Origin of the sequence: Caulobacter sp. FWC26, assembly GCF_002742645.2 — a bacterium.
Lineage (GTDB): Bacteria > Pseudomonadota > Alphaproteobacteria > Caulobacterales > Caulobacteraceae > Caulobacter.
In genome coordinates this window covers 3,850,687-3,865,806 of record NZ_CP033875.1, presented here as the reverse complement: position 1 = coordinate 3,865,806, position 15,120 = coordinate 3,850,687, and the positions used below count along the sequence as shown (strand labels likewise).

The 15,120-nt window shown below is 68.1% G+C and carries 12 protein-coding genes and 2 pseudogenes; 12 read left to right on the top strand and 2 right to left on the bottom strand.

Annotated elements, in window-relative coordinates; genetic code table 11:
* Window positions 1-28: 28 nt before the first annotated feature.
* From tolB to CSW63_RS19860, 11 genes and pseudogenes are all read left to right on the top strand, one after another.
* Window positions 29-1,345 carry a Tol-Pal system beta propeller repeat protein TolB gene (tolB, locus tag CSW63_RS19910; RefSeq protein WP_062098872.1) on the top strand — a complete coding sequence of 439 codons (1,317 nt, stop codon included), beginning with the start codon at window positions 29-31 and terminating at the stop codon, window positions 1,343-1,345.
* Between the two features lie 196 nt (window positions 1,346-1,541).
* Window positions 1,542-2,105, top strand: a complete 564-nt coding sequence (gene pal / locus CSW63_RS19905) for a peptidoglycan-associated lipoprotein Pal (RefSeq protein ID WP_062098875.1) — start codon at window positions 1,542-1,544, stop codon at window positions 2,103-2,105.
* 77 nt (window positions 2,106-2,182) lie between these two features.
* Window positions 2,183-3,037 carry a tol-pal system protein YbgF gene (gene ybgF, locus CSW63_RS19900; protein WP_062098877.1) on the top strand — a complete coding sequence of 285 codons (855 nt, stop codon included), beginning with the start codon at window positions 2,183-2,185 and terminating at the stop codon, window positions 3,035-3,037.
* A gap of 20 nt (window positions 3,038-3,057) precedes the next feature.
* Entirely contained in the window at window positions 3,058-4,275 is a 1,218-nt protein-coding gene (tilS, locus tag CSW63_RS19895) for a tRNA lysidine(34) synthetase TilS (protein ID WP_062098879.1), read from the top strand.
* A gap of 94 nt (window positions 4,276-4,369) precedes the next feature.
* Window positions 4,370-6,250 carry an ATP-dependent zinc metalloprotease FtsH gene (ftsH, locus tag CSW63_RS19890; RefSeq protein ID WP_062098881.1) on the top strand — a complete coding sequence of 627 codons (1,881 nt, stop codon included), beginning with the start codon at window positions 4,370-4,372 and terminating at the stop codon, window positions 6,248-6,250.
* A gap of 76 nt (window positions 6,251-6,326) precedes the next feature.
* Window positions 6,327-8,500: pseudogene (locus tag CSW63_RS19885) on the top strand (ATP-binding protein).
* 118 nt (window positions 8,501-8,618) lie between these two features.
* Entirely contained in the window at window positions 8,619-8,942 is a 324-nt protein-coding gene (locus tag CSW63_RS19880; RefSeq protein WP_062098883.1) for a hypothetical protein, read from the top strand.
* Between the two features lie 46 nt (window positions 8,943-8,988).
* Window positions 8,989-9,807 carry a dihydropteroate synthase gene (gene folP, locus CSW63_RS19875; protein ID WP_062098885.1) on the top strand — a complete coding sequence of 273 codons (819 nt, stop codon included), beginning with the start codon at window positions 8,989-8,991 and terminating at the stop codon, window positions 9,805-9,807.
* Between the two features lie 60 nt (window positions 9,808-9,867).
* Window positions 9,868-10,671, top strand: a complete 804-nt coding sequence (thiD, locus tag CSW63_RS19870) for a bifunctional hydroxymethylpyrimidine kinase/phosphomethylpyrimidine kinase (RefSeq protein WP_062098888.1) — start codon at window positions 9,868-9,870, stop codon at window positions 10,669-10,671.
* Window positions 10,668-11,252 (top strand): nucleotidyltransferase family protein, encoded by a 585-nt coding sequence (locus tag CSW63_RS19865; RefSeq protein ID WP_062098889.1) that lies wholly within the window; start codon window positions 10,668-10,670, stop codon window positions 11,250-11,252. The genes thiD and CSW63_RS19865 overlap by 4 nt, the downstream gene beginning before the upstream one ends.
* Before the next feature lie 112 nt (window positions 11,253-11,364).
* Window positions 11,365-12,192: a PhzF family phenazine biosynthesis protein gene (locus CSW63_RS19860; RefSeq protein WP_062098907.1), complete on the top strand. Its 828-nt coding sequence runs from the start codon at window positions 11,365-11,367 to the stop codon at window positions 12,190-12,192.
* 6 nt (window positions 12,193-12,198) lie between these two features.
* Here CSW63_RS19860 and CSW63_RS19855 read toward each other — a convergent pair whose 3' ends face one another.
* Window positions 12,199-12,564: a hypothetical protein gene (locus tag CSW63_RS19855; protein WP_062098891.1), complete on the bottom strand. Its 366-nt coding sequence runs from the start codon at window positions 12,562-12,564 to the stop codon at window positions 12,199-12,201.
* 146 nt (window positions 12,565-12,710) lie between these two features.
* Window positions 12,711-14,683, bottom strand: a pseudogene (locus tag CSW63_RS19850) (ATP-binding protein).
* An 82-nt stretch (window positions 14,684-14,765) separates the two neighbouring features.
* On the opposite strand from CSW63_RS19850, the gene CSW63_RS19845 reads away from it, so the two are divergent.
* Window positions 14,766-15,092, top strand: coding sequence for a hypothetical protein (locus tag CSW63_RS19845; protein WP_062098895.1), 327 nt, complete (start codon window positions 14,766-14,768; stop codon window positions 15,090-15,092).
* Window positions 15,093-15,120: the final 28 nt, after the last annotated feature.

Sequence of the window (15,120 nt, the reverse complement as noted above, 5' to 3'; positions counted from 1 at the left end):
GTTTGGAAAGACGGACAAGGAGACCCTGATGCGCCCAAGAGCCTTGAAGAGACTTAGGGCCCTGATGCTGATGGTCGCCGCCCTGCTGAGCGGCGCGGCGCTCGTCACGCCGGCCGCCGCGCAGATCGAGGTCGACATCAACGCGGGCGCGGTCAAGCCGCTGCCGATCGCCGTGCCCGCCTTCTCCGGATCGCCGCGCGGCGCCGAGATCGCCCAGGTCATCACCGGCAATCTCGAGCGCTCGGGCCTGTTCCAGCCGCTCAACGTCAGCGGCGTCGCGGACAAGCTGTCGGACGTCAATGTGCAGCCGCGCTTCCCCGACTGGCAGGCCACCGGCGCCCAGGCGCTGATCAACGGCCAGGTCACGGTCGGCGCCGACGGCGGCCTGCGCGTGGACTTCCGGCTGTGGGACGTGTTCAGCCAGCAGCAGCTGCTGGGCCTGCAGTTCTCCTCCACGCCCGACAACTGGCGCCGGGTGGCGCACAAGATCAGCGACGCCGTCTATGAGCGTCTGACGGGCGAGAAGGGCTATTTCGACACCCGCGTCGCCTTCGTCGCCGAGAGCGGTCCCAAGCTGAACCGCGTCAAGCGTCTGGCGATCATGGACCAGGACGGCGCCAACCCGCAGTACCTGACCGACGGCTCCTACATCGTCATGACGCCGCGCTTTTCGTCGACCAGCCAGGAGCTGACCTACATGGCCCTGCGGCCGACGGGGTCGTCGATCTATCTGCTGAACCTGGAGACCAGCCGTCAGGAAACGGTCGGCAAGTTCCCGGGCATGGTGTTCGCGCCGCGCTTCTCGCCGGACGGCAGCAAGGTCGCCTTCTCGGTCGAGAAGAACGGCAATAGCGACATCTACGTGATGGACCTGCGGTCGCGCGTCACCACCCGCATCACGACCGACCCGGCGATCGACACCTCGCCGTCGTTCTCGCCCGACGGGACCAAGATCGTGTTCAATTCCGACCGCGGCGGTCAGGCGCAGATCTATGTGATGAACACCGACGGCTCGGGCGTTCGACGCATCTCCTATGGCGGGGGGCGTTACACGACGCCCGTGTGGAGCCCGCGCGGCGACTTCATCGCTTTCACCAAGCAGACGGGCGGCGAGTTCCACATCGGGGTGATGCGGACGGACGGCGGCGACGAGCGCCTGCTGACCACCAGCTATCTGGACGAAGGTCCCACCTGGGCGCCCAACGGCCGGGTGCTGATGTTCTTCCGGGAAGGCGCCAGCGGCAACCCGAGGCTTTGGACGGTCGACATCACCGGCCGGATTCTCCGTCCGGCCGCTTATGGCGGTTCCGCGTCCGACCCGGCCTGGTCGCCGCTTCTGGACTAGACGCCAAGCGCTCGCGCAACCTCAACCGGAGCCGTGCGTTCCCGGTTGAGGATGGTCGCGGCGGCGCTTATTTCCCTTTGTAAGTGAATCTGCATCGTCTGACGCGCATCTGACATCATTGTGAGGCTTAGTCAGACATTTAGAGGGTCCAATCCAAGCGTTGCGCGGGTATGGATCAGGTCCAGAATTCGTAGACTTGAGGAGAAACTGGATGAGCTTCGACACCCAGCGCGCCGTTAGACTGGCGCTCGTCGGCTTGGCCGCCGCCTCGCTCGCCGCCTGCGCTTCGCGTCCGAAGCCCCAGCCCGTCACCCCGCCGGCGCAGCCGCAGCCCACGCAGCCGACCCCCTACACGCCGCCGGCCCAGCCGCCGGTGACCAGCGGCATTCTGCCGGGCTCGGTGCAGGACTTCGTCGTCAATATCGGCGACCGGGTCTATTTCGACACCGACGAGTACGTGATCCGCGCCGACGCCCAGCCGGTTCTGGCCGGTCAGGCCCAGTGGCTGAACCGCTATCCGGGCGTTCGCGTCCGCATCGAAGGCAACGCCGACGAACGCGGCACGCGCGAGTACAACCTGGCGCTCGGCGCTCGCCGCGCCAACGCCGTGCGTGACTTCCTGATCGCCCAGGGCGTTTCGGGCGCGCGGATCGAGACCATCTCGTTCGGCAAGGAACGTCCGATCGATCCGGGTTCGAGCGAAGAGGCCTGGGCCAAGAACCGGAACGGCCGCACGGCCATCACGGACGGCGCTCGCTAAGACGCATTCAGACAGGGCGGCTTCTCAAACGGGAAGCCGCCCTAGTTTTGTCTCGGCTCTATCGGTAAATCACGGCCATGACGCTGAAATCCGCCCTGCTCGCCGTCCTGTTCGCCTCCACCGCCGCCGTCGCGGCGGCCCAGACCCCGCTGCCGCCCGCCGACCCGCTGGACGACCGCTCGGCCAAGCGCGTGGAGCGGATGGAAAAGGTCGTGCGCGAACTGCGCGCGATCGTGTTCCAGGGGCGCGACACCGGAAAGCCCGTCGTCGTGCAGCCGGCCGAGACCGACGCGCAGATCGCGGCGCTGAATGATCGCGTCTCCGATCTGGAACAGACGCTCACCCGTCTGAACGGCCAGAACGAGGCCGTGACCTTCGAACTGACCAAGGCCCAGCGCACCGCCGCCGATCAAAAGGCGCGGGCGGACTCGCTGGAGCAGCGTCTGGCGGCGGTCGAACGCACCCTGGCCGACCTGCAGGCCGCCTCGACCGTCCAGGCGTCGAGCGCCGGCGCGGGCGACCTCCCGCCGCCTCCCGCGCCCCCGGCTGACCCGGCCGTGGCCTTCAAGCAGGCCAAGGATCTGCTGCTGGCGGGCGACTACGCCAACGCCGAACAGGCTTTCGCGGCCTATGTGAACAACTATCCAGACAGCGCCAAGGCGCCGGAAGCCCGCTATTGGCTGGGCGAGACGCAGTTCGTGCGCGAGGCCTACACCGACGCCGCCGGCAACTATATCGGCGCGATCCGGGGTTGGCCCCAGACCAGCTGGGCGCCGGACGCGACGCTCAAGCTCGCCCGCTCGATGGTGGCGCTGAAGAAGACGGCCGAGGCGTGTCGCACCCTGGACGAGCTGTCCAAGCGCTATCCCAAGGCCCCGGCCCAGGTGAACGCGCGGGCGACGTCCACCCGCGTCGCGGCCAAGTGTTCCTAGAGACCCGAACCCCTCTCTCGATGCGAGAGGGGATTGTTGAGGTCCTCGACCGCCGCCTGGATAGGGCGTCGACCGCGCCGCTGGCCGTTGGCTTTTCCGGCGGCGGCGACTCCCTGTTCCTGCTGAAGGCGGTGCTGAACTGGGCGCAGGGCCGGCCTGTCCTGGCGCTCGTCGTCGATCACCAGTTGCACCCCGACAGCGCCCGCTGGACGGCCGAGGCCGTCGCCAAGGCTGAGGCCTTGGGCGCCAGGGCGAAGGCCCTGGCCTGGACCGGCGCGAAGCCGACGACGGGGCTGCCGGCCGCCGCCCGGCGCGCCCGCCACGCGCTGTTGGCGACCGCCGCCCGGGAGGCCGGCGCCCGTGTCCTGCTCTTGGGCCACACCGCCAGCGATCTGGCCGAAGGCGTGGCGATGCGCGCGGAGGGCTCATCGGTCTCCAATCCTCGGGAATGGGCGCCGTCGCCCGTGTGGCCCGAGGGGCGCGGCGTGATGGTGCTTCGTCCGCTGCTGTCCCTCACGCGCACGGACATTCGAGAGCGCCTGGCGGCCGAGGGCGATACCTGGCTGGACGATCCCGCCAATCTGGACCCGCGCTATGCCCGCGCTCGCGCCCGCGCGCGGGGGACCGGCGCGCCGTCACCGGTCGATAGCGAGCCCGTTCCGCCGCCGCGCGTCACCGTCGACGCCGCCGGCGCGATCCGGCTGACCCGCGAAGCAGCGCCGATCCACCTGGCGGCGGCCTTGCTCTGCGCCGGCGGAACCGAGCGTCCGCCGAGGGGGGAGCGCCTGACGCGGCTGGTCGAGCGATTGCGCTCGGGCGAGCGCTTCACCGCGACCCTTGCAGGCGCGCGTATCGAAGCGACAGCGGAGCTTCTGATCTGCCGCGACGCCGGCGAGATCGCGCGCGGCGGTCTTGCGCGGCTGGATCTGGCGCCCCGCGAGACCGGCGTGTGGGACGGCCGCTGGGAGATCACGGCCGGCGATGTCCCGGTGACGGTGGCGCCGCTGAAGGGGCGGGCGTCGACCCTGACCGCCGGGCAGCGCGCGCGACTCTCCGAGATCCCGGCGGCGGCCCGGCCGTCCTTGCCCCTGCTGCTGGAGCGAGACGGGGCGGATACGGGGTCCCTCGCGCTTGACGTCCCCGAGCGTGCGGTCGAAGGAGGAGCCGGCGCGCGCGCCCTGGTTCTGGATCGGTTCAAGGCCGCCATTGGCCTTTTCGACCAAGAATCCGTGACCTGATGTCACGTCCGTGGCGCAAGCGCCCGCGACCCCCTATCTTGGGTGGTCGAGAGCCCTATTCGGGAAGACCCTACTCGCTGGGAAGACAAGGCGTATGAATTTCAGAAACCTGGCCATCTGGCTGGTGATCGTGGCGGTGCTGGGCGGCGTGTTCGTCGTCAGCCAGAACTCGCGCACGAAAAGCGGCGGTGAAATCAGCTATTCTCAGCTGCTCAAGGATGTCGACGCCGGCAAGATCAAGTCGGCCGAGATCGCCGGCCAGACGGTGCTGGCCAAGACCGCCGACAACAAGACCCTGACGGTCAACGCGCCGATGAACTCCGAGGAACTGGTCAACCGCATGGTGGCCAAGAACGCGGACGTGAAGTTCAAGAGCGGCTCGATCAGCTTCCTGGCCATCCTGGTCCAGCTGCTGCCGATCCTGCTGGTCGTCGGCGTCTGGCTGTTCTTCATGCGCCAGATGCAGGGCGGGGCGAAGGGCGCCATGGGCTTTGGCAAGTCCAAGGCCCGGCTGCTGACCGAGAACAAGAACCGCATCACCTTCGAGGATGTCGCCGGCGTCGACGAGGCCAAGGAAGAACTGCAGGAGGTCGTCGACTTCCTGAAGGACCCGGCCAAGTTCCAGCGCCTGGGCGGCAAGATCCCCAAGGGCGCCCTGCTGGTCGGCCCTCCTGGTACGGGTAAGACCCTGATCGCCCGCGCCGTCGCGGGTGAAGCGGGCGTGCCGTTCTTCACCATCTCCGGTTCGGACTTCGTCGAAATGTTCGTCGGCGTCGGCGCCAGCCGCGTGCGCGACATGTTCGAGCAGGCCAAGAAGAACGCCCCCTGCATCATCTTCATCGACGAAATCGACGCTGTCGGTCGCCATCGCGGCGCGGGCCTGGGCGGCGGCAACGACGAGCGCGAGCAGACCCTGAACCAGCTGCTGGTCGAGATGGACGGCTTCGAGGCCAATGAAGGCATCATCCTGATCGCCGCCACCAACCGTCCCGACGTTCTGGACCCGGCCCTGCTGCGTCCGGGCCGCTTCGACCGTCAGGTCGTGGTGCCGAACCCGGATGTCGCCGGTCGCGAGAAGATCATCCGCGTGCACATGAAGAACGTGCCGCTGGCCGCCGACGTCGACGTCAAGACCCTGGCGCGCGGCACCCCGGGCTTCTCGGGCGCGGATCTGGCCAACCTCGTCAACGAAGCCGCCCTGATGGCCGCCCGCAAGAACCGCCGCATGGTCACCATGCAGGACTTCGAGCAGGCCAAGGACAAGGTCATGATGGGCGCCGAGCGCCGTTCGATGGCCATGAACGAAGAAGAGAAGAGGCTGACGGCCTATCACGAGGGCGGCCACGCCATCGTGGCGCTGAACGTCCCGCTGGCCGACCCGGTGCACAAGGCCACCATCGTCCCGCGCGGCCGGGCTCTCGGCATGGTCATGCAGTTGCCGGAAGGCGACCGCTACTCGATGAAGTACCAGCAGATGACCAGCCGTCTGGCTATCATGATGGGCGGCCGTGTGGCCGAGGAGCTGATCTTCGGCAAGGAGAACATCACCTCTGGCGCCAGCAGCGACATCAAGGCCGCCACCGATCTGGCGCGCAACATGGTCACCCGCTGGGGCTATTCCGACGTGCTGGGCACGGTGGCCTATGGCGATAACCAGGACGAGGTGTTCCTGGGCCACTCGGTCGCCCGCACCCAGAACGTTTCGGAAGAGACCGCCCGCCTGATCGACAGCGAGGTCAAGCGTCTGGTGCAGTACGGCCTCGACGAGGCCCGCCGCATCTTGACCGAGAAGATCGACGATCTGCACACCCTGGGCAAGGCGCTGCTGGAATACGAGACCCTCTCGGGCGAGGAGATCGCCGGCGTGCTGAAGGGCGTTCCGCCCAAGCGCGAGGAAGAGGAAGCGGCTACGGCCGTCATCGCGCCGTCGCTGGTGCCGTTGTCGCCGAGCGCGGGCGCCAGCGTCACCGCCTGACGGGCGAGGGCTGGAGGTCAGGAAAAGGCCGGCTCGAAAGGGCCGGCTTTTTTCTTGCTCGGATTCTGGCGAGGACGTGCAACCATGGGCCGTAACGCCCGTTAGAAGCTTGGCCGTCAGGCGCGGCCGAGGGGGACGCCGCCGTTGGAAACCTTGTCCGCGACCGACGAGCCGGCAGGCTCTTCAGACCGCCCGGGGCGGCCGGCTTTTCTGAACGTCGGCGGCCCGATGGCCGAGATCATCGCCGCGCGCGACTGGTCCGCGACGGCCCTCGGCGCGCTTGAGGCCTGGTCTCCTGCGCTCCGAACGGTGGCCGGGCTGATGCTGGCCTCGCCCATTCCGTCGTTGCTGGCCTGGGGCCAGGACGGGGTTCTTCTGCACAACGACGCGGCGCGCGGTCTGCTCGCGCCCAATGCCCTGGGGGCGTCGTTCGCGGAGGTCTTCCCGGTCCCCGACGCCCTGCCGATGCTGGAGTCGGCCAGGGCCGGCGAGAGCCTTGTTCGGGAGTATGTCGCGTTTACGCGCCAGAACGGCGAGGCCGCCTGGTGCAACCTGATGCTCTCTCCGGTCCGGGACGAGGACGGCGCGGTTCGCGGCGTCCTGATCCTCTGCAACGACATCACCGAGCGCGTGCGCCAGGAGCGCGCGCATCGCGCCGACGAGCTTCGCTATCAGGCCCTGTTCGAGTCGATGGACGAAGGGTTCTGCGTCATCGAGTTCTTCGACGGTCCGCACGGCCCTGACAGCGACTACATCCACATCATGGCCAACGCCGCCTATGAGCGGCACGCGGGCATCCCCAACGTCGTGGGCCAGACGCTCCGCGCCATGGTGCCGGACGAGGCCGACGCCTGGGTGGCCCGGTACGGCGCGGTGCTGCGGACGGGCGAGCCGATCCGCTTCGAGCAGGAGCTGGTGGCGACCGGCCGTCATCTGGAGCTGTCGTCGTTCCGCATTGAGCCCCCGGAGTTGAAGCAGGTGGCGGTGCTGTTCCAGGACGTCACCGCCCGCAAGCGCGCCGAGGCAGAGCTTCGCGGGCTCAATGAGACGCTTGAGAGCCGGATCGCCCAGGCCCTCACCGAGCGTGAGCGCACCGAAGAGGCGCTGCGCCAGGCGCAGAAAATGGAGGCCGTCGGACAGCTGACCGGGGGGCTGGCGCACGACTTCAACAACCTGCTGGCGGGCATCTCAGGCGCGTTCGAGATGATCGCCTCGCGACTGGCCCAGGGGCGGGCGGCGGATGTCGATCGGTATCTGGCGGCCGGGCAGGGCGCGGCGCGGCGCGCGGCGGCGCTGACACACAGGCTGCTGGCCTTCTCTCGCCGCCAGACGCTGGCGCCGCGCCCGGTCGTCATCAACCGTCTGATGGCGGACTTCGTGGAGCTGGTGCGGCGCACGGTCGGGCCGTCGATCCATGTCGAGATGATCGCAGGGGCGGGTCTGTGGCCGACCCTGGTGGACGCCAACCAGCTCGAGAACGCGTTGTTGAACCTGTGCATCAACGCGCGCGACGCGATGCCCGACGGTGGCAGAATCACCTTGGAGACGCGCAACCGCTGGCTGGACGAGCGCGCCGCCCGCGAGCAGGGGCTCGATCCGGGCCAGTATGTGTCGGTCAGCGTCAGCGACACCGGGACAGGCATCGACAAGGCGACGCTCGAGCGCGTGTTCGACCCGTTCTTCACCACCAAGCCGCTTGGCCAGGGCACGGGCCTTGGGTTGTCGATGGTGTACGGCTTCGCCCGCCAGTCGCACGGGCACGTGCGGATCTATTCAGAGGTGGGGCACGGGACGATCGTCTGTCTCTATTTGCCAAGACACCTGGGCGAGGAGGAGGTTGAGGACGAAGCCCCGATCGCCGCGACCTCACAGGCCCATGCCGGCCAGACCGTGCTCGTCGTCGACGACGAGCCGACGGTGCGGATGCTGGTCGTCGACGCTCTGGCCGAGCTGGGTTACGCCTGCCTGGAGGCGCCGGACGGCGCGTCGGGCCTGCGCCTCGTGCAATCTGGCCGCAGGATCGACCTGCTGATCACGGACGTGGGCCTTCCGGGCGGGCTGAACGGACGACAGGTCGCCGACGGCGCCCGGGCGGTGCTGCCCGACCTCAAGGTGCTGTTCATCACCGGCTACGCGGAGAACGCGGTGCTCAACCACGGCCATATCGAACAGGGCATGGAGGTGCTGACCAAGCCGTTCGCGATCGGCGATCTGGCCGGCCGGGTCGACCGGATGCTGCGCGAGGCGTAGAGCGCGAGAGACGATAAGGCCAAGCCCGATTTCACGCAGACAGCCGCTTCTACTTCGGATATTCTCGCCGAAGAATACGACCTGTGCGATTGTCGTTTTAGCCTTGGGGGAGTTTGCGGTGCGCCATGCCAGTCCCACGCTTCTCGCCGTCCTCCTGGTCATCACCGCTGGAGGCCAAGCTGTCGCCCAGTCTCGCGCCGATCCTTCCTACGCTCCGCTGACCACGCCGAAGGGCCCGTCCGATCCGGCCTTGGCCGTAGGACCGCCTGATCGCTCGGTCACTCAGGCGAGTCGATGGGTGCTGGCGCGTCAGTTGGCCTCCCTGATCAACGAGGGCCGATGCGACCGAGCGCTCTCGCTGGCGCAGAACGATAGAGACGGCGGGCTTGACGTGGCTGTTCGCGTCCAAAACGTGTGCCGCAAGATGGGCCGCTCGGGCTGACGCCGTCAGGCATGACGCCGGGGCCGCAAGGGCTTAGAACGCCCTCATGACCGCGCCAACTCGCCCTCGTGTCATGGGCATCGTCAATGTCACGCCCGACAGCTTTTCGGACGGCGGCCAGTTCCTGTCGGCCGCCGACGGGGTCGAGCATGCGCGACGGCTGATCGCGCAGGGCGCGGACATCCTGGACATCGGCGGCGAGAGCACCCGGCCGGGCGCGGCGCCGGTCTCGGAGTTCGATGAGATCCTGCGGGTGGTCCCGCTGATCGAGGCGATCCGCAAGGCCAGCGACATCCCGATCTCGATCGACACCATGAAGCCCGGCGTGGCCCGCGCGGCGATCAAGGCCGGGGCGACGATCTGGAACGACGTGACCGCGCTGCGCTTCTCGCCGGAGGCGCCGGAGGTCGCCGCCGACCTGGGGTGCGAGGTGGTGCTGATGCATATGCTGGGCCAGCCCGGCACGATGCAGGACGCGCCCCGCTATGACGACGTGGTCGCCGAGGTCGAGGCGTTTCTCTTGGCCCGCGCGTTCACGGCGATGGCGGCCGGCGTGGCGCGCGAGAAGATCTGGTTGGATCCCGGCATCGGCTTTGGCAAAACGCTGGAGCATAATCTGGCCCTGCTGGCCGCCCTGCCGCGCTTCGTCGACCTCGGTTATCCGATCCTGCTGGGCGCCAGCCGCAAGCGCTTCATCGCCGGCGTCGACCCCTCGGCTAATGCGGCGAGCGATCGCCTGGGCGGGTCGATCGCCGCGCATCTGGCGGGCGCCCAGGCCGGCGTCGCGGCCGTGCGGGTTCACGACGTGCGCGAGACGGTCCAGGCGCTGGACGTCCTGGCGGCGATCCGTGATCGCACGGCATAAGCTGTGGGCGCGGGACTGATCACGCTTTGTTCGAGCCCGATTCCCGCCTAAGAATCAGGAATGTCACAAGCGCCCAAAGGCCGTGTTCTCGTCATCGCTGGTTCGGATTCCGGCGGGGGGGCGGGGATTCAGGCCGACATCAAGACCATCACCGCCCTGGGGGGCTATGCGGCCACGGCGATCACCGCCGTGACGGTGCAGAACACGCTGGGGGTCACCGGTGTTCACCCCATTCCCCTGGACGTGATCGCGGCGCAGGCCAGGGCGGTGCTGGACGATATTGGCGCGGACGCGATCAAGACCGGCATGCTGGGCGACGCGGCAGTGGTCGAGACCGTGGCGCAATGCCTTGATCATGCCGGCGGCGTCCCGGCGGTGGTGGACCCGGTCATGGTCGCCAAGGGCGGCGCGCCCCTGCTGGCCGAGGCGGCGATCGGCGCGGTCAAGAGCCTGATGATCCCGCGCGCGGCCCTGCTGACCCCCAACGCGCCCGAGGCGGCCGCGCTGACCGGTCTTGGCGTCGAGACCACGGACGATCTGCGCCGGGCCGGCGAGGTCCTGCTGGCGATGGGCGCCCAGGCGGTGCTGATGAAGGGCGGCCACGTCGCCGGCGACCGGGTGGTCGACATCCTGATGACCGCGGCGGGCGAGACCACGTTCGAGGGCGAACGCATCGACACTCGCCACACGCATGGCACCGGCTGCACCCTGGCCTCGGCCTGCGCGGCGGGCCTGGCGCGCGGCCTGCGCCTGGAGGACGCGGTCGCCCAGGCCTGGAACTATGTTCACGAGGCCATGCTGCGAGCGCCGGGGCTGGGCGCTGGCCATGGACCGCTCGACCACGGCTGGACGCTGCGGGCATGACCACGAACCTTGAAGATCGCTTCATCGAGATCGTGCGCGGTGTTCCGACGACGATGCGCGTGCTGGAGACTGTTCGCGCGCTCGACCTGCCCGACTGGATGGTCTTTTCGGGCGCGGTCTACCAGCCGGTCTGGAACCAGCTGACGGGCCGCGCGCCCGACTATGGCATCAAGGATTACGACGTCGCCTATCACGACGACAGTGACACCTCCTACGAGGCCGAGGACGTCGTCATCAAGCGCGTCGCTGCGGCCTTCGAACCGCCGTTGCGCGACCTTGTCGAGGTTCGCAACCAGGCGCGGGTGCATCTCTGGTTCAACAAGAAGTTCGGCGCCGACGAGCCCTACCCGCCGCTGGAGAACAGCGCCGCGGCCTTGAAGCGCTTTGTCGCCACGGCCTTCTGCGTCGGGGTGCGGCTCGAGCCCGACGACCGTCTGAGCGTCTGGGCGCCGTTCGGGCTGGAGGATCTGTTCGCGCTTCGCCTGCGACCGAACCCCCTGCGGGTGAAAGGGGCGGGCGGCTGGGAGCGGACCACGGCCTCGGCCAAGGCGCGCTGGCCGGAAATCTCGATCGAGCCCTGACGGCTCATTGTCATCGGGACAATCTTATTGTCATCGGAACAATAAAGCCTTTGCGGGGCCGTCGCGGCGGGCATAACAGCGATGTCCATTGGATTTCGCGGGAGCCTTCCTCATGCGGCAGTGGACCATCGACGCCTTCGCCAGCGCGCCCTTCAAGGGCAATCCCGCCTGTGTGCTCGAGCCGCTCGAGGCATGGCCCGCTGACGGCTGGCTGCAGGCTCTCGCGGCCGAGAACAACCAGGCCGAGACCGCCTATCTGCTGAAGACCGCCGACCCGGCGCGTTATGGTCTGCGCTGGTTCACCCCGACACTGGAAGTCCCGCTTTGCGGTCACGCCACGCTGGCGGCGGCGCATGCGCTGTTCGCCGAACTGGGCGTCGACGTGCCCTTGCTGACCTTCGATACGCTTTCGGGGCCATTGACGGTTCGGCGGGCGGACGGCGGGCTGGAGATGGATTTCCCGGCCGATCCGCCCCACCAGGTTGCAGCGCCCGAGGGCTTGGCCGACGCCCTCGGCGTCACCCCGCGCGAGGTGTGGGCCGGCGCCTATCTGGTCGCGGTTCTGGAGGACGAGGCCACGGTCCGGGCCCTGCGTCCCGATTTTTCAGCCTTGAAAGCGATTGGCGGTGAGACCAGCGGCGGCGCCGGGCAGGTCGTGGTGGTCGCGCGGGCCGATCCCGGAGCGCCCTACGCCGTGGTCAGTCGCTTCTTCGCGCCGGGCTTTGGCATTCCCGAAGATCCGACCACCGGCTCGGCGCACTGCATTCTGTCGCCGCTCTATGGCGACAAGCTGAACGCAGGGGTCCTCAAGTTTCATCAGGCCTACCCCGGCCGGGGCGGTGACCTGGAATGCGAACGCCGCGGCGCGCGCGTTTTGTTGCGCGGCCGCGGCGTGACGGTGCTGGAGAGCCGGCTCCGGCTGGAGCCGGGCTCCTTATAGGCGCGGTTACCAGCGACGGTCGCCGCGATAGTCGCGATCGTGGCCGTAGCCATAGCCGTAGCCATAGTCGCGATCGTGGCGCTCATAGCGGATCTGGGCGCTGATGCGGTCGAAGCGGCGATCCAGGTCGGCGCGTTCCCAACGGCTCAGGCCGTTGTAGCGGTAGCGGTGCTCAAGCCGGGCGGTTTCGCGCAGCTCGGCGCGCAGGCGATAGGCCTCAGTACGCGTCAGCGAGCCATTGCGCAGGCCCATGTCGATACGGCGCTCCAGGCGGTCCTGGCGCTCATTGATCGACTGGGCCGAAGCCACGGCGGGAACGGTGGCGGCCGCCAGGGCCGAGACCGCAACGATCGGGATCAGGATCTTCTTCATCGGTTCGGTTCCTTTCGAACTGTCTGCGTCGCGGGGGGAAGCGACGTTGACTGCAGAGAAACACGTCCCGCCTGAAGCGGTTCTGAGACCCTCGTTATGTTGCGTTCATGTTGGTGCCGCGTCTGGCCGAGCGATCCACCGGTGCGTCAGGCCGCGTGGGACAGCCGCTTGTTCGCCATCGCAGCCTCGATGGCCTCGTAGAGTTTGCTGACCTCGATCGGCTTGGCCACGTGACCGTCCATGCCCACGGCCAGATACTCCTCGACCTGATGGGCCAGCGCGTTCGCGGTGACGGCGATGATCGGCGTGCGGGAGCGCTTTTCCTCGCGCTCCAGGGCGCGGATCATCCGAGCGGCCTCGACGCCGTCCACGACGGGCATATGGATGTCCATCAGCACGATATCGAAGTCGCCGCTCTTCCAGGCCTCGACGCAGGCCGCGCCATCGTCGACCAGGGTGACCTCTGCGCTCAAGGGCGCCAGAACGGCGGCGACGACCTTCTGGTTGGTCGGATTGTCGTCGGCCGCCAGGACGCGCAGGCGGGGCGGCGCAGTCGGGGCCTGGACGGCGACCGGGTCGCCATCGTCAATGTAGTGAACGTCGGTCAGGGTTTCTTCCCGCCGCACGGCGACCAGAACGGTGAAGGTCGAGCCACGGCCTTCGCGGCTCTGCACCTTGATCGAGCCGCCCATCAGCGTGGAGAGTTCGCGGCAGATCGCCAGGCCCAGCCCCGAGCCGCCGAAACGCCGCGTGGTCGAACTGTCGGCCTGCACGAACTTGTCGAACAGTCGCGGGAGGATGTCGGCCGAGATGCCAATGCCGGTGTCGGCGACGTCTATCCGCAGGCCCGAGCCGTCCTCGGCGGACGCAAAGCGCACCGCGACCGCGCCCTCCAGCGTGAACTTGAGGGCGTTGGAGACCAGGTTATTCAGGATCTGGCGCAGGCGATCGGCGTCGCCACGCCACAGGCCCTGGGCTTCCGGCGCCACCGCGACTTCGAACGCCAAGCCCTTGGCGCGGGCCTGCGGCGCGAAGGTCTCGCGGATCGACTGCGCCAGTTGGGCGATGTCGAAGGGACGGTCCTCGATCTCCAGGCGTCCGGCCTCGATCTTGGACAGGTCGAGCACGTCGTTCAGAACCCCCAGAAGCACCGCGCCGGATTCGCGGATGACCGACAGGCGTTCGCGCTGCACATCGCTCAGCTTGTCCATCGCCATCACGTCGGCCATGGCCAGAACGCCGTTCAGGGGCGTGCGGATCTCATGGCTCATGTTCGCCAGGAAGTGCGACTTCAGGACGTTGGCGGTGTTGGCGTCATCGCGCGCCTTGACCAGTTCGGCCATCGCGCCGCGTAGGTCCTGGTCGTTGCACTCCAGGCGCGCGACCAGGTGGTTGAAGCTTTCAGTCAGGCTGCGGAAGACGTCATCGTCGGCGGTCTCCTCCACCGACTTGAAGCGGCCGCCGACCGCGGTTTCGTGCATCGCGTCGGAAAGGCGCTCCATCGGCGCGGCCAGGCGACGGGCCAGGCTGTTGGCCAGCAGGATCGCCAGGCCCGCGGCGCCGAAGAACAGCGCACCGGTGAGAGCCAGGTCGCGGGCCAGGGTCTGGGCCAGGCGTGGGTGCTTGGCCACCAGCACCAGCGTTCCGATGGTCTGGGTCGACAGCTTGATCGGTCGGCGCAGGGTGTCGACGTCGGACGGATTGACTTCCCCCAATTGGGCGACGGTCCGGCCCTTGGCGTCGATGATGCGCGCGCTGGCGACGCCGGGCGCCTTGGCCACGGCCTCCAAGGCCCGGTAGACGCCGACCATGTTGTGATCCGCCAGAGGCGCGGCGGCGCCGGCGGCGGCCATCTGCACGAGCACCTCGTGATTGGCGCGCGCTTCCTGCCGCGCCACGCTCCACTGCTGGAGCATGAAGCACAGGCACGCGGCGACCAGCGCCAGCACCGTGGTGGCCAGGGCCACGCCGGCGATTCGCGCCTGCAAAGGCGCGTGGCTCGACACGTTATGGTTGCGCTTTGTGGTCATCGCACCCAGGACTCACTTGTAACGAGAGTATGCCTGAATGTTCCTAACGTTTCGCTTCCGGCGGTTGCGAGAGTAGCGCGACAAAACAACGCTAACGCACATTTTCGCGTTGCCTCCGCGTTTACATTCCGTTTACCTTCTTCATTAGTGTTTCATTAACTGGAGGCGGGCGTGGAAAAGGTTTTTGTTGCGAAGCGCGTGGCTACCAAGCTGTACGCAACCGAAGCTGCGGTTGACGCTGCGGTGGCGGAAGTCGGCGAGATGATGGCCGAGCTGATGCAGGCGCGGAAGGATCTCAACCTGTCGGCGACCTTCGGTCACGACGTCAGCGTCAAGGTCGCCGAAGCGATGCAGGCGCTGGTCGCCGCCCGTACGGCGATGGTCGACGTGCACAGCCAGCTGGATGAAACCCGCCTGCGTCTGGGCGTGCGCACCCGCATGGGCGGCGCCCTGAAGCCGATCGAAGAGGGCCTGACCGGCCTGAAGGAAGTCGGCTGAGCGATCGGCAACCAGACATTGCGATAGT